Origin of the sequence: Sphingomonas arantia (assembly GCF_042682045.1) — a bacterium.
In the GTDB taxonomy this organism is placed as follows: domain Bacteria; phylum Pseudomonadota; class Alphaproteobacteria; order Sphingomonadales; family Sphingomonadaceae; genus Sphingomonas_R; species Sphingomonas_R arantia.
Window position 1 is genome coordinate 110,303 of the sequence record NZ_JBHUGS010000002.1, and the last position, 14,310, is coordinate 124,612.

The 14,310-nt window shown below is 66.1% G+C and carries 11 protein-coding genes; 3 read left to right on the forward strand and 8 right to left on the reverse strand.

Annotated features, from left to right (window positions below; all coding sequences use genetic code 11):
* Window positions 1–12 precede the first annotated feature (12 nt).
* Window positions 13–2,919, reverse strand: a complete 2,907-nt coding sequence (locus ACFSGX_RS06240) for a TIM-barrel domain-containing protein (RefSeq protein ID WP_380928394.1) — start codon at window positions 2,917–2,919, stop codon at window positions 13–15.
* A 77-nt stretch (window positions 2,920–2,996) separates the two neighbouring features.
* Here ACFSGX_RS06240 and ACFSGX_RS06245 point away from each other — a divergent pair, with 77 nt between their 5' ends.
* Complete coding sequence (locus ACFSGX_RS06245) at window positions 2,997–4,049, forward strand: LacI family DNA-binding transcriptional regulator (protein ID WP_380928396.1); 1,053 nt, start codon at window positions 2,997–2,999, stop codon at window positions 4,047–4,049.
* A 13-nt stretch (window positions 4,050–4,062) separates the two neighbouring features.
* Here the strand turns inward: ACFSGX_RS06245 and ACFSGX_RS06250 are convergent, their stop codons facing one another.
* Window positions 4,063–4,824 (reverse strand): ABC transporter permease, encoded by a 762-nt coding sequence (locus ACFSGX_RS06250; RefSeq protein WP_157177442.1) that lies wholly within the window; start codon window positions 4,822–4,824, stop codon window positions 4,063–4,065.
* Window positions 4,821–5,750, reverse strand: a complete 930-nt coding sequence (locus ACFSGX_RS06255; RefSeq protein WP_380928398.1) for an ABC transporter ATP-binding protein — start codon at window positions 5,748–5,750, stop codon at window positions 4,821–4,823. Before ACFSGX_RS06255 ends, ACFSGX_RS06250 begins: the two co-directional genes overlap by 4 nt.
* A gap of 113 nt (window positions 5,751–5,863) precedes the next feature.
* On the opposite strand from ACFSGX_RS06255, the gene ACFSGX_RS06260 reads away from it, so the two are divergent.
* Window positions 5,864–6,094, forward strand: coding sequence for a hypothetical protein (locus ACFSGX_RS06260; RefSeq protein WP_380928400.1), 231 nt, complete (start codon window positions 5,864–5,866; stop codon window positions 6,092–6,094).
* Window positions 6,095–6,174: 80 nt separating this feature from the next.
* Window positions 6,175–6,693, forward strand: coding sequence for a TspO/MBR family protein (locus ACFSGX_RS06265; protein WP_380928402.1), 519 nt, complete (start codon window positions 6,175–6,177; stop codon window positions 6,691–6,693).
* Between the two features lie 33 nt (window positions 6,694–6,726).
* Here ACFSGX_RS06265 and ACFSGX_RS06270 read toward each other — a convergent pair whose 3' ends face one another.
* From ACFSGX_RS06270 to ACFSGX_RS06290, 5 genes are all read right to left on the reverse strand, one after another.
* Window positions 6,727–7,842 carry an aldose epimerase family protein gene (locus tag ACFSGX_RS06270; RefSeq protein WP_380928403.1) on the reverse strand — a complete coding sequence of 372 codons (1,116 nt, stop codon included), beginning with the start codon at window positions 7,840–7,842 and terminating at the stop codon, window positions 6,727–6,729.
* 95 nt (window positions 7,843–7,937) lie between these two features.
* Complete coding sequence (locus ACFSGX_RS06275; protein WP_380928405.1) at window positions 7,938–8,972, reverse strand: NAD-dependent epimerase/dehydratase family protein; 1,035 nt, start codon at window positions 8,970–8,972, stop codon at window positions 7,938–7,940.
* A gap of 69 nt (window positions 8,973–9,041) precedes the next feature.
* The gene (locus tag ACFSGX_RS06280; RefSeq protein WP_380928407.1) at window positions 9,042–10,325 is read right to left on the reverse strand and encodes a family 1 glycosylhydrolase; all 1,284 of its coding nucleotides are present in this window, start codon (window positions 10,323–10,325) and stop codon (window positions 9,042–9,044) included.
* 80 nt (window positions 10,326–10,405) lie between these two features.
* Window positions 10,406–11,497 carry a sensor histidine kinase gene (locus tag ACFSGX_RS06285; RefSeq protein WP_380928409.1) on the reverse strand — a complete coding sequence of 364 codons (1,092 nt, stop codon included), beginning with the start codon at window positions 11,495–11,497 and terminating at the stop codon, window positions 10,406–10,408.
* Between the two features lie 25 nt (window positions 11,498–11,522).
* Window positions 11,523–13,985, reverse strand: a complete 2,463-nt coding sequence (locus ACFSGX_RS06290; protein WP_380928411.1) for a TonB-dependent receptor — start codon at window positions 13,983–13,985, stop codon at window positions 11,523–11,525.
* Between the last annotated feature and the right edge of the window lie 325 nt (window positions 13,986–14,310).

Genomic DNA, 14,310 nt, shown 5'->3' on the forward strand with positions numbered 1-14,310 from the left:
CGGTCGGCCTGGTCAGAAGCGCACGGTGGTGCGCTGGCCGGAATATGTCACGCGTTTCGGGGTCGGTGTCGCGCCGCCCATCAACGCGACGTTCAACGTGCGTTGCCGGATCATGCCCGGAAAGCGGCCCTGTCGCGCGCCGATCGTCAGCGTGCGGGTCGCCTCGTTCCAGTCGAGATCGTAGGTTGCGCGCTGCCCCTTTTCATAGGCGTAGGTTTCGTTGTCGTCTTCGTAGAGCGTGAAGCGGGCGTCGGCACCGGGGTAGATCCGGATGTCGTAAGGGGCGTCCGGGCGCTCGGTCGCATATTGCAGCACGGGACCCATCGGGACGATCGAACCGGCCCGAACGTAGAGCGGCAGGATGTCGAGCGGCGTTTCGCGGGCGACCGTCTCGCCACCACGATAACGGGCGTTCGTCCAGAAATCGTACCAGTCGGCCCCTTTCGGCAGATAGGTCCGCATCGTCAGGTCGCGCGGTGCGCGGGTCAGAGCCGCGGTCCGCAGCAGGTCGGCGGGCCGGCGCCAAGCGAGGCGCAGCACGCGATTTCCGTCGACCTGATGATAGTCGATGCGGACGGCAAGGCGCTCGCCCTTCTTCAGGACGCGTTTGACGCTGCGGTAGCGTTCGGACCCGGGCAACCAATCGTCGATGACCTGTTCGCCACCGAGGAACAGGCGGAAGCCGTCATTGCCCGCGACGCCGAGTTCATATTCGCCGTCCTCCGGCGCGATCAACGTGCCGGTCCAGCGGGCGGAGAAATGCTGGAGCGACGACAATCCACCCGGGATTTCAACGAGCGGCGGGTCGGGCCAGGTGTGGTCGATCGTCTCGTCGACGACCTTGCCGCGCAACGTCTCAAACGCCTCGCCGTCGAAATATTGCAGCGCGAGGCCGGGCCGGTCGTCCGCGGTACGCAGATATTGCGTGGGGATCGTCGTCGCGGGCGGGGGCAGCAGATTGTACATCGCGCGCGTGACGGGATGGACGAGGAACGCCGGGCCGAACATGAAGCTGTCGTCGATCGTGTCCGTCGCCCGATCGTCCGGAAAGTCCATCATCAGCGGACGCATCAGCGTGTAGCTGTCCGACGTGACCTTCCAGCTGAGCCCGTAGATATAGGGGAGCAGCCGGTAGCGAAGTTGCGTGCTGGCGAGGAGCGAGCCGTAGACGGTGGGATCGAGCGTCTTGAACAGATAGGGTTCGCGTTCGACGTTGGTGCCGTGGATGCGCATGATCGGGTTGAAGGCCGAGAATTGCAGCCAGCGGGCGTAAAGCTCGCGCCACGCGGCGTTCTTCTCGCCGCCGGGAAAGTCCGCGACAAAGAAGCCGCCGGTATCCTGCGTCCAGTAGGGGTTGCCGGTGACGGTCACGTCGACGCCGCCCGCCACCTGCTGCTTCAATGTCTTCCAGCTGGCGTAGATGTCGCCGCTCCACGATGCGGCCGCGGTCCGCTGCGCGCCGGCCCAGCCGGAGCGCGTGAGGGTGAAGACGCGCTTGTCGGATGTCGCGCGCTGCCCGTCATAAGTGCCCTGCGTCGTGACGAGCGAGTAGGGGTTCAGATAGCGGGTGAAGTCGCCGAGTGCGTTGGAGCCGAGTGCCTTGGTGTCGCGGATATTGTCCTGCGCGTTCCACATCGCGCTGCTCACCTCGATCTCGGTCCCGTCCATCCACAACGCGTCGACGCCCTTGTCGAGCAGCCCGGACTTGATGTGCTTGAAGTAGATTTGGCGGCCGAGCGGGCTGTAGGCGTCGTAGACGCGCGCCTTTTTGGAGATCCAGTGGAGCGGTTCGAAGCGCAGCTTGTGCGCGTCGAGTTCATGCGCGAGCGCGGTGTCGTTGCCGACCGACGGCCAGATCGACACCATCAGTTTCAGGTTGAGTGCGTGGACGTCGCGCGCCATGCCGTCCGGGTCGGGATAGCGGACGGGATCCCAGGTCATCCCGCTCCAGCTGCCGTCCTTGTCCGACCCCCAATATTGCCAGTCCTGCACGATGTAATCGAGCGGGAAGCGATCCTTGCGAAACGTCTGAGCGACCTTCAGGAGTTCCGCCTGAGTCTTGTAGCGCTCCTTGCTCATGAACAGGCCGAATGCCTGTTTCGGGTACATCGGCGCCTGTCCGGTCAGCGTGCGATAGGCGGCGACGACCCCGTCGGGCGTGTCGCCGGCCATGACATAATAGTCGACTCCGCCGGGCGCGCTTTCCGCCCAGAGCGAGGCGTCGCCGGCGTCGTCCTTGAACCGCATCTGTGAGTAGGTGTCCCACAGGATGCCGTAGCGGCGTGAGGACATCATGACCGGGATGATGATGCCGACGTTGGTCTGGACGAGCAGCAGGTCCTTCCCGCGGCGGTTGCTGGTGTCGTCGCCGGTGAAGCCGAAGCCGTAGAGCGCCTCGTCGGGGCGCAGGACGAGATCGTTCCGGGCCTCGTAGGTCGGGGCATTGGAGATCGTCGTCAGCTTGAGCGTCTGCGGCGCATCCGGTTTCTCCTCGGTATAGAGCCGGCCGTTTGGATCGAGGAAGCGTGCGGCGCCGGTTGCCCTGGCGATCTCGACGCGCAGCTTTGCGGTCGTGAGGATGAGCGCGGTTGGGGTTTCGCTGACGGTGAACGGCACCGCTGCGGGGGCGGAGGTCACGACAAGGCTGCGCGCGGTCCAGTAGTTGCGGCCGAGCGTGGCGTTCACGCGGACCGTGTCGGGCGCGTAGAAGATGATGTTTTTCGTAACACCGCCAAGCCGGACCTGAACGCCGTTTGCGAGGCGGGTGTAGCCGAACCCGGAGGATGTCGCGCCCGACGCCGCGAGGAGGTGGCCGTTGGCGTCGAGGCCGGTCGGGTCGGCGGCGAGCGCCGGGCCGGCAGCGGCCAAGGCGATGACCGCCGCGGCGCGCCCGAAATGCGCGATCCTGTACGCGATCATCTGCGCCCCTCCCCTTGATTATCGTAAACGTTTACGGGACTGTATTGGCGGCAACCAAGCTGTCAAGGTTTGCGGGCTTGGATCGTCCGGCAGGAGCTGATTTCATCGATATTCGTGCCCTTGCCGCCCACCTGAACCTGTCGATCGGGACGGTGTCGCGTGCGTTGAACGGGCAGGCGGACGTCAGCGCGGCGACGCGGGCCCGGGTGACCGAAGCGGCGCAGGCGCTGGGATATTCGCCGAACCAGGCCGGTCGGTCCTTGCGGCGGAAGCGGACCAGTACCGTGGCATTCATCCTGCCGCTCGCGCCCGACAGCATCATGTTCGGCGATCCGTTCTTCCTGGCGGTGCTGGCCGGCGTTCAGACGGTGATCGAGGCGGGAGGGCTCGAACTCGTCGTCCTGCTCGCGCGGGCGGAGCAGGATGCGCTCGCTGTGCTGCAACGGCACCTCAGCCGCGGGATCGCCGACGCGTGGATCCTTGCCGCGACCGGGCGCGACGATGCACGGATCGCGTTGCTGGCGTCGCGCGGCACGCCGTTCGTCACGCTGGGACGCAGTGGGGTGGTGGCGGACTATCCGAGCATCGACCTCGATTTCGAGGGGATGGTCGACGTCGCGATGGCGCAGTTCCTGGCGGCTGGTCATGAGCGGATCGCGATCATCACGTCGGGGCCGAACGTCAATTTCAGCCATATCGTCATGGCACGATACGAAGCCGCGTTGCGCAACGCCGGTGTGGCTGTGGATCCGGACCTGATCCACGTCGGGCGCGTCAATGTTGCGGAATGTTCAGCGGCAACGACGGCATTTCTTGCACTGGAGCGCAGGCCGACCGCGATCTTCGTCATGAGCGAGGCCGGGCCGGTGGGCGTGTATGCGAGCCTGCGCGCGGCCGGACTGGCGCCCGGCCGGGACATGGCAGTGATCGGGCAGCGGATGACGCCGGCCTGCGCGGCGCTCGATCCGGGGCTCGCCTGCTTCGAGGTCGCGCTTGGCGATCTCGGTGAAGCGCTTGGCCGCGCTTTGTTGGCCGTCATGCTGGGCGCCGGAAATGCCGAACAGCCGGAGCCGCGGCTGTGGCCGATGACGTGGGTGCCGGGTGACAGCGTTGGGCCGCCCGGTGCTTAGCCGATGAGTCGGTTCAGTTCTTGAGCCGCCAGCCGCTCTTGAAGATCCAGGCGATGATGGCGAGGCATGCGACCAGGAAACCCAGCGTCACGGCCAGGCTGATTGCGATGTCGACGTCGCCCTTGCCGAAGAAGCTCCAGCGGAAGCCACTGACGAGGTAGACGACGGGGTTGAACAGGCTGACCGTCCGCCACGGCTGCGGCAGCATGTCGATCGAGTAGAAGCTGCCGCCGAGGAACGTCAGCGGGGTGATGAGCAGCATGGGCACGAAGTTCAGCTGCTCGAAGCTCTTCGCCCAGATGCCGAGGATGAAGCCGAACAGGCTGAACGCGATCGACGTGAGCAGCAGGAACGCGACCATCGCGACGGGATGCAGCACCTGGATGGGGACGAAGAACGCCGAGGTAGCCAGGATGATGACGCCGAGCACGACCGATTTGGTCGCGGCCGCGCCGACATAGCCGAGCACCAGTTCCATCGGCGAGACGGGTGCGGATAGCAGTTCGAAAATCGTGCCGGTGAATTTCGGGAAGTAGATGCCGATCGACGCGTTGCCGACGCTCTGCGTCAGCAGCGACAGCATGATGAGGCCGGGGACGATGAAGCTGCCATAGCCGACGCCGTCGACGGCCTGCATCCGGCTGCCGATCGCGCCGCCGAAGACGATGAAATACAGGCTGGTGGTCAGCACCGGGCCGACGAGGCTCTGCCACAGGGTCCGCAGCGAGCGGGCCATTTCGAAGCGATAGATCGCCCATATGCCGTGCAGGTTCATGCCCGTTCCCCCACGAGATCGACGAAGATGTCTTCGAGACTGGACTTGGATGTCTCCAGATCCTTGAACGCGATGTGCCGGTCGGCCAGTTCGCGCAGCAGCGACGGAATGCCGGTATGCTCCTCGGTCGAATCAAAGACATAGCGCAATGTCTTGCCGTCGTTCAGCAGGTTGAGCTGCCAGCGTTCGAGCCCGGCGGGCACCGCGTCGAGTGGATCGACGAGCGTCAGATCGAGTTCGCGCTTGCCGAGTTTCTGCATCAGCGCGGCCTTGTCGTCGACGAGTAGCAGCTTGCCCCGGTTGATGACGCCGACCCGGTCCGCCATCTCCTCGGCTTCTTCGATATAGTGCGTGGTCAGGATGATCGTCGTGCCGCGTTCGCGCAGGCGGTGAACGAGCTTCCACATGTCGCGCCGCAACGCAACGTCGACGCCCGCGGTGGGTTCGTCGAGGAACAGGATCTCGGGTTCGTGGGCGAGCGCCTTGGCGATCAGCACGCGGCGCTTCATGCCGCCGGACAATTCCATGATCTTGGCGTCGCGCTTGTCCCACAACGACAGGTCGCGCAGCACCTGTTCGACGTAGGCGCTGTGGCCCGAGCGTCCGAACAGGCGGCGGGAGAAAGTGACCGTGGCGAGCACGGTTTCGAACATGTCGACCGACAGTTCCTGCGGCACCAGCCCGATGCGACGGCGCGCGGCCTTGTAGTCGGTCAGCGCGTCGTGCCCGGCGACGTGGATCGTGCCGGTCGACGGCGTGACGATGCCGCAGATGATGCTGATCAGCGTGGTCTTGCCCGCGCCGTTCGGGCCGAGCAGCGCGAAGATCTCGCCCTTGTTGATCGTGAGATCGACGTGGTGGAGCGCGGTGAACCCGCCCTTGTACGTCTTTGACACGCCGGCGACGGCGAGGATCGGTTCTGGCATGGAGTTCCCCCTGGTCGCGGGTAGATAGTGGGGGGTGGGGGTTGGTTAAACCCGTATTCCGTTTCCGGGCGACATGGGGATCGGCCCGGGTTGGCGTACGACGGAGGATGGTCATGACCGGGACGCGGAGGCCCGCGGTGCATTATGTCGGGTTTCGCGGTGACGAATATCGCCGCGCGCTGCGCCTGTTCGGGCCACCGGATTTCATTCACATCGGCTGGGACATGTGGGCGAAGCAGGAGGTCGTGGACGGGGACGTGGCGATCTTCGCACGCGGGACGTTCGAGGACGCGCCGTCGGCCTACAGCTTTCCGAACATCCGGGACGAGGATGGCGGAAAATGACGGCGGGATGACCGGAACCGTCGCCGCCGTCGCTGCGCTTGGTCGTCGGGCCTCTCAGGTCCGCTAGAGGGTGAATGGACATGACCGATATCGCCGCCGCCGCAGACCGGCGAACTGGCCTCTCCCGCCCGGCTGCGTTCGCGGTCGTGGCGGTCGTGCTGGGCGCGAGTGCCGCGCTCGGCAGGCGCAACGCGCCCGATCCGTCGCATCCGGGTATCCGTCGCTGGTACAAGCGGCTCGACAAGCCGGCCTATACGCCGCCCGATGCGGCGTTCGGGGCGGTGTGGCCGGTGCTCGAGACGGGGCTTGCGGTGGGCGGCTATCGGTTGATGCGGCAGCCGGGCGGCGATGCGCGCGATCTGGCGGTCGGTCTGTGGCTGCTCAACACCGCGATGGTTGGTGGCTGGACGGAGCTGTTCTTCCGTCGCAAGGCGCTGGGTGCGAGTACGGCCGCATCGGCCGCGATGGTCGTGACCGGCGTCGGCTATGCCGTGGCGGCATCGAAGGTCGACCGGACGGCGACCGCGACGGCGGTGCCGTTCGTCGCGTGGCTGGCGTTCGCGACGCTGTTGGCGAAGCGGATCCAGGACAAGAACTGACCGAAGACGAACGGTGGCGGCGTGGGTTGCCGGTCAGTTTGCGCCGAAGCGGTAGATCGTCGTCGATCGGAACGTCTTGCCGGGGTCGAGTCGGGTGGAGGGGAAGTTCGGGTGGTTGGGCGCATCGGCGAAACCCTGCGTCTCGATCGCGATGCCGTCGCGCGGGCCGATCGGGCGGCCGAGCGCGTCGACGTCGCGACCGTCGATATAGTCACCGGTGTAGAGCTGGACCGAGGGCTCGGTCGTTTCAACTGTCAGCGTGCGGCCCGATGCCGGATCGCGCATCCAGAGCACCGGGCGGGGTGCGGCACGCATGGCGGGCGCGACGATCCAGGCATGGTTGTACCCGCCGGGGCCGCTCATCGGTGGGCCCTTGTGGTCGATCCGTTCGCCGATCGCATGGTCCGTGCGGAAATCGAGCGGGGTGCCCGCCACGGGAGCCAGGCGCCCGGTGGGGATGCCGACATCGTCGGTCTCCACCCAACGGGTCGCGGCGATGCGCAGCCGTTGCGTGGCGACCGAGCCGCCGCCCGCAAGGTTGAAATAGCTGTGGTTGGTGAGGTTGAGGACGGTCGGCTTCGTCGTGCTGGCGGCATAATCGATGCGCAGCGAGTTGTCGGGGAGCAGACGGTAGGTGATCGTGACGGTCAGCGTGCCGGGGAAGCCCTGGTCCCCGTCCGGGCTGACAAACGTCAGGGCGGCGGCGTCGACCCTGCCCTCGCGAAAGCGCCGGACCTGCCAGATGCGCTGGTCGAAGCCCGGCCCGACACCGCCGTGGAGCGCATGCGGCCCGAGGTTCGGACGCAGCCGGTAGGTTTGCCCGTCGAGCGGAAACCGGGCGTTGGCGATGCGCCCGGCATAGCGGCCGATCGCGGCGCCGAAGCCGTTCTTGGTGTTCTTCGCGCGATATTCGCCGGTGGAGCCGTAGCCCAGCACGACGTTCGCGCTCTTACTTTGTCGATCGGGCACCTCGACCGCAGTGATCGTCGCGCCGAGATCGAGAAAGCGGACCGTCATGCCGGTCGCGTTGCGCAACGTATACTCGTGGACGGTCGGGTCGTCCTCGCGCAGTTGGGCGGTGGCAGGCGAGGCTAACAGCAGCAGGAGCGGAAGGACCGATCGCCCGGGCAGGTTTAGATTAACGGTCATGACCTCTCCTGTGCGCAACCGTTTGCCGGTGTCGGGGGGCAGGTTGTGATGACTGTCCGCCGCACGTCAAGGACTGGCGAGATCTCCAGCGCGTTTCAACCGATTGGGGGGATGACGCCCGCCGCCTGCTGCCGCTCGATCGCGCGGATGACGGCGTCGACCGGGTCGCGATCCTCTTGGAAGCCGGCGAGCCGGATCTTGGTCATGTCGGACACGACATCGGCCTCCGTCCCGAAAACGAAATCGCCGAAGGCCCATCCGACTGCCTTGGCGTAGTCGGGCTGGACGAGGCCAGTCGCGATCTCCCGCCACAGCGGCTCCAGCGACGGCATGTGGGCGGCAAGCTCGAACGGGATCGGTTCGCCGAGCGTGAGCTCGAAATGCAGCGCGACCTTTTCCCAGACGCGGCGCCAGCGGAAGGGCGGGTGGACATAGTTGAACGCCTGGCCCGCCGCCGCGTCGGACGTGGCCGCCCAGAGGCTTGCGCGGGCCAGCGCGTGCGCGTCGGTCACCTGCGCCAGCGTGTCATCGTAGGTATGGCGCGAGCCGGGGAAGCGGAATGCGGCACCGTCAGCGGCGGTGAGTGCGGCATAGGCGCCGATGACGGTTGCGATGTTCATGGCATTGCCGGCGGCATCGCCGACCACGACGTCGGGACGCAGGATCGACCATTCGGGGCCGCCGGCGGCGCGACGGTCCTGCAATTCGCGTTCCTGCGTGAAGTAGAAGTTGGGGCCGATCGGGCGCGGGTTCTCGTCCTCGTAGAAGGGTGTCGTGACCGGACCGAGATGGACGCCGTAGACCTTGGCGCCCTGGTACAGCACCGTGCGTTCGAGCGGCGCGCCGACGGCGTCCAGCCCGTCGAGGAGGTTGCGCAGCATGGCCGAATTGCGCCGGTCCTCCTCCGCCAGTCCGCCGCCGGGTCCGTAGGCCGCGTAGAACAGGTGCGTGACGTCGCGGGCGTCGGCCAAGGCCTCACGGGTCGCGGCGGCATCGCTCAGGTCGGCGACGACATCGCCCTTGCTGCGCGACAGCGCGATGCCGCGCCAGCCGGGGGTGTGTGCGATCTCTTCCAGCAATGCCTTGCCGATGATGCCGCCGGCGCCGGCGACGAGCGCGATCCTGGTCATGATAGCCTCGGGACGATTGTTGGAGACTGGCTGAACGATAGCCGGCGCGAAACTATCCGGTCGTTGTCGCTATTTGGCCGGGGCGTCCTGCTCTGCCGTGTTCACCGCGCGGGCGCGCGTCGTCTGGCGGTGGGTATGGATGTCTTCGGCTTCGTCCGGCATGACCACCGGGACCGTGAGGCACAGGCTCTGCGTCGGCAGCACGTCGCGCCACTGGCCGATCAGCTTCTTGAAGGCCGTGCCGACCGGCCGGATGTTGCGGTCAAGATCGAACAGGCCGAGCGGATTGACGTGACCGTTCTGTTCACGGAGCGCGGTGTCCCAGTCGATCTGGTCGGTGAGCGAGTACCAAGTGAAGCCGACGACCGGCACGCCGTCGTTGCGGACGCGCAGCAGGTTTGCCCATTGTTTCCATAGCCAATCGACGGACTCGGTGCCGAGCGGACCCTGGTTCAGGTTGGTTTCGGTGTGCATCACCGGCAAGCGGTAGCGGTCGTGATATTGCCGAGTGATCTCACTGTAGCCGAAGATCTCGCCCGATGCCTGGGTCGAGCCGTCCGCCGCGACGCGGTGCTCGTTCGTGACGTAATAGTCGTTGCCCATGATGCAGTGCTGTTTCAGGCGGTTGTGCAGGAAGAAGTGATATTCGTCCCGCGTCATGCCGTTATCGAGCAGATATTCGTACATTTCGGAATCAACGCGGCGGCCATAGTTGAGGTCGAGCGACAGGAAGCGTTGCGAGTTCATCAGCTCCGCCGGGCGGATCGCCGCGGGGCTTTCGGCATGGAAATATTCGGAGGACTCGCTCTGGATAAAGATCGCGTCCGGGCGGCGTTTCAGGATCGCCTGCATGGCCAGTACGTTGGCCTTCACCAGATGCTTGAGCGCGGTGACGAAGCCATGGTCGCTGCGGAGTTGCTCGTTCCACCAGCCGTAGCGGCCGGAGAAGGTGGCGCAGACGTACATCTCGTTGACCGGAGTGTAGAGCTGTATCCAGGGGAAGCGGGCGGCGAACGCGGCGGCGTAGTGGAAGAACAGCTCGGGAAAGTCCGGGTTCTGGAAGTTACCGATCCAGTCGGGCACGCCGCAATGGCAGAGGTCGACGATCGGCACGATGTTGCGCTGCTTCAGATCGGCGAACGTCAGGTCGGCGAATTCCCAGTCGTAGCGGTCGGCGGCGAGCCAGGTCTTGTGGATCGGCGGACCGAAGCGGAGATAGCCGATGCCCATGTCCTGGACGAGCGCGAAGTCATCGCGCCAGCGGCGGTAGTGGCCGCAGCTTTCCATCTCGTCGATCCGCGTGCGGCCGCCGTTGATGGTGGGGACGCTGTTCTCGATGCCGGTGGCGAACATGAAGGTGGCGATGACGGTTCCCCTCGATAATCCATCCTGAACGCAGCTGGACGGGATCGGAGCCGTGCGTGCGTGTCGCGTCAGTTCTCGGCTGCGAGGAGATGCGAGGGCAGGGTGAGGGTCGCCGTCGTGACGGTGTCGGAGTGCAGCCGGAAGCTGCCCGATTGTCCGCGGGCGAGCGTGGTGGCGATCTGGAGGCCGAGGCTGGTCGTGGTGTCCGCCCGGAAGTCGGCGGGCAGGCCGTGGCCGTCGTCGCGCACGATCACCTCAAGGCTGCCGTCCGGACCGCGGCCGACCATGATGTCGATCCGACCGGCGCGTTCGGCGGCGAAGCCGTGCTCGACCGCGTTGGCGACCGCCTCCGCGACGATCAGCGCGGTCGGTACGGCGGCGTCGGGTTGCAGGCGCAGATCGACGTCGCCGGCCACGTCGAGCGCGATGTCGCTGCGGCCGCTCGCCTCGACCACGTCGCGACAGAGTTCCGCCAGGAACGGGACGACCGGCTGCGCGGCGCCCGAGGGATCGTAGAGCTGCCGGCTGATCCGACCGATCAGCGCGAGCCGGGCGCTCGCCTCGTTCAGCGCCGCCTTCGCGCCTGGATCGGCGAGCTGGCGCTTCTGCATCGACAGGAGGGCGGCCGCGACCTGCAGGTTGTTCGAGACGCGGTGCTGCAATTCGCGGAACAATAGCTCGCGCGTGTCGGCCAGCGCGCGGTTGGTCTCACGCTCGCGCGCGAGTTGGCGGTTGGCGGCCTGCATCCAGTGGACGAGCGAAAGATCGGTCGCGACCACGAAGACGTAGAAGGCCAGCGCGATCCCGGACTGTTGCGTAATGGTGAACGCGTGGATCGGCGGGATGAAAAAGAACCAGGCAAGCAACCCGCAGATGATCGCGGACACGCCGCCCAGCCGCACGCCGAACACGAAGGATGTGACGATCACAGCCGGGAAGAAGGTGACGTAGGGGAAGCCGGGCGGAAGCAGCGGGTCCGCAACCATGCGGAGCGCCCACGCCGCGGCCACGATGGCGAGGGTCGCGACCGCCCCGAGCAGGGGACGGTCGCGTGCCACGGGGAACCGCTCGATCCAGCGCACCGGTCGGTCAGCGGCGTCTGGCGCGATCGGCGTGTCGTTCATGCCGCCCCCGGTACGACCTTCGGGGGGCGGCGTCATCTTTTCCCTGAAAGGGTGTTTTTCGTCAGAATGCCACGCTGACGGTGCCGAACACCTGCCGGTCGGCCAGCGGGAAGAAGTTGTAGGTGCCCGATGCCGCGCCGATGCTGAGCGTGGATTCGGCGCGCTTGTTGGTCAGGTTGGTGACGTTCAGCGCGACGTTGAGCTTGCGGACGAACATGCCGTCGCGGAGCGGGATGTCGGCCGCGATCCGGCCCGACATCGTGTAGTAGCCACCGACGCTGAGATCGTTGGTGAAGGTGGCATAGCGCTTGCCGAGATAATCGCCGATCAGCTGGATTTCGACGGGCGCGATGTTCAGCGTCGCGACCGTCTTGTTCAGCCATTCGGGGCTGCCCGGCACCTTCTTGCCGGACGTCGGGACGACCGTCAGTGCGGTGCCGGTGACATAGTCGTCCTGGTAGACCGAGCGGTTGTAGGACAGCGCGTTGTAGAGCGAGAAGGTCGATCCGAAGCGCAGCGTGGCGGCGGCATCGATGCCGTCGGTCTTCACGCTGCCGACATTCTGCAGGATGGTGGCGCCGCTGGCGATTGCGGTGATGGTGGTGTTCGGGCTGATCGCGAGCAGGCGGTTGCTGAAATCGACATGGTAGTAGCTGATCTGCCCCTCGATCGACGTCAGCGGGCCGAAATCGACCTGGCGGCGCGTGCGGAGGCCGGCCTCGTAGGTCACGCTGGTTTCGGGCTTGGTATTGTCCTTGAAGAATTCGAACAGCGTCTGACTGCCGAGTGCGAAGGGCGACAGGCCGGCGGCGGCGCTGGTCTGGAACTGGCGGATGTTCTTCTGGACGTTGAAGAACAGCTGCTCGCTGGCGGTCACGTCCCAGATACCGCCGACCTGCGGCAGGAACCAGCGTTCGGTCTTTAGCCGGCCGACGGGCAGTTCGCGCGATCCGGTGAACGAGCCTGGGATCGGCTGCACCGGCACCGCCTGGCGCGCGTCCTGGATCGTACCCTTGAACCCGGCCTGGATCGTGAGCTGCGGCGTGATGTGCCACGCGTCCTGCAGGTGATACTGATATTCCTTTACGCGGATCTGGCTGCCATATTGCGTGATGAGCGGCTCGGCATAGTCTTCGGGGCGGCTGTACGGATCGGACGGGTTGTTGACGTCGAGCCCGTACCAGCGCCGATAGGAGGACGAACGCTGATGTTCGTACCAGCCGCCGATTTCGAGCGCGTGATCGCCGATTTCGGCGCGCAGCGTGCTGATCGCGCCGTAGCGTTCGATGCGATATTCGGTGGTGCGTGTTGCGATGCCCGCGCCGCCGAAGATGGTCGAGAGGCGGGCGAGGTTGGTCGCCGACGTCGGGCTGCTGCCCGCCGCACCGGGGTAGTAGAAGGAGAACAGCAGCGGCAGGCCGGCCGCTGTGATCGGGCCGGCGACGATGCCGACGCCGCTGTTGTGGTGGTAATAGCCCTGGTTCGACCAGGTCACGTCGTCCGACACGTTGAGGTCATATTTCGCGTAGCCGAGATAGTCGCGGCGGATCGCGGCGCTGTAATAGTTGCGGTAGTTGGCGCCGGGCGCGGCGTTGACCGCGGCATATTCGGGCGACTGGTAGTAGGCGACGGCGGACGCGAAGTCCGGGTAGATGAACGGCCGGATGTAGGGGGCGACGCCGCGGTTATCGACGGCGGCGGTGGTGCCGGCGGCCGGCCGCACGACGATCGAGGTCGCGTCCTCGTTCGGTTCCTGCTTGTCGGAGAAGGCGAAGTAGCCGGTGAACGTGCCGGTATCGTCGGCGTGGACGAGCTTGGCGTTCGCCTGCCAACCCTTCTGCTTGCCGTTGAAGTCCCACGCCTTGGCATATTGCCGCACGCCGGAGACATAGAGCCGGGTGTTGCCGCCGATGTCGCCGCTGTCGATCCGGCCGAAGGCGCGGAATGCGTCGTGGCTGCCGATCGTGGTGGCGGCGCGGATGCCGAAATCGGCGGCGGGATCGCTGGAGAAAGTGTCGATCGTGCCGCCCAGGTTGCTGGTCGACGGCGTGCCGAGATCGCCCGCGCCGGTGGCGAGCGTAACGCGACCGACATTTTCCGAGATCACCGCGCGCTGCGGCGAGAGGCCGTTATAGTTGCCGTATTGCTGATCGCCGAGCGGCACGCCGTCGAGCGTATAGCCGAGCTGCTGCTGGTTGAAGCCGTGGATGAACAGCGAGATATTCTGTTCGTTGTTGCCCCATGGATCGGCGGTCAGGAAGGTGACGCCGGGCAGGGTCTGGATCGCCTTCAGCGGGCTGATGCCGGGCAGCACCTTCTGGATTTCGGGGCCCTCCAGCGTCGCGACCGAGCGGGTCACCCGTCCGGTGACGACGATCGCGCCGTCGCTTTCCGGGTCGCCTGCGGCGTCGGCGGTCAACGTCTGCGCCGCCGTATCGGCTGCGGCTGGCACGTCGGCGGCGTAGGCAGTGGTTGAGGATGACGCGAGCATGAGCGCCAGGAACGGACGTTGAAAATTCGACATGAGGCCCCCTGAATTCGTGCTTTATTCGCACTGAACTGAGCGGGGCCTAGCGGGGCGTTCGCGTCAGTTCGGTGACGCGGCGGAGGCGGGACCATGACAGCGTGGGAACTTCTGGGTGGTGCCTTCCGGGCTGTCCATGGTGACGACGTTCTGGTCAGAAACGGCGGCGCAGTTTGTCGAAAACGTGGCGCCGGAACCCGACCCGGAGCGTGTTTTCGGGCAATGCTGCTGCTTTGGAGAACTGTCCGCCTACGGCAGTATCTTGGCGGGCGGCCCCGTGTCGCGGCGAAGGATCGACATCTAGATGTCCATGCCGCGCCTAGTT

Coding starts and splice junctions, on each gene's coding strand:
- ACFSGX_RS06265 (WP_380928402.1), top strand. CDS start 6,175: ATGACCGATATCGCCGCCGCCGCAGACCGGCGAACTGGCCTCTCCCGC.
- ACFSGX_RS06250 (WP_157177442.1), bottom strand. CDS start 4,824: ATGAACCTGCACGGCATATGGGCGATCTATCGCTTCGAAATGGCCCGC.
- ACFSGX_RS06290 (WP_380928411.1), bottom strand. CDS start 13,985: ATGTCGAATTTTCAACGTCCGTTCCTGGCGCTCATGCTCGCGTCATCC.
- ACFSGX_RS06280 (WP_380928407.1), bottom strand. CDS start 10,325: ATGTTCGCCACCGGCATCGAGAACAGCGTCCCCACCATCAACGGCGGC.
- ACFSGX_RS06260 (WP_380928400.1), top strand. CDS start 5,864: ATGACCGGGACGCGGAGGCCCGCGGTGCATTATGTCGGGTTTCGCGGT.
- ACFSGX_RS06255 (WP_380928398.1), bottom strand. CDS start 5,750: ATGCCAGAACCGATCCTCGCCGTCGCCGGCGTGTCAAAGACGTACAAG.
- ACFSGX_RS06275 (WP_380928405.1), bottom strand. CDS start 8,972: ATGACCAGGATCGCGCTCGTCGCCGGCGCCGGCGGCATCATCGGCAAG.
- ACFSGX_RS06270 (WP_380928403.1), bottom strand. CDS start 7,842: ATGACCGTTAATCTAAACCTGCCCGGGCGATCGGTCCTTCCGCTCCTG.
- ACFSGX_RS06240 (WP_380928394.1), bottom strand. CDS start 2,919: ATGATCGCGTACAGGATCGCGCATTTCGGGCGCGCCGCGGCGGTCATC.
- ACFSGX_RS06285 (WP_380928409.1), bottom strand. CDS start 11,497: ATGACGCCGCCCCCCGAAGGTCGTACCGGGGGCGGCATGAACGACACG.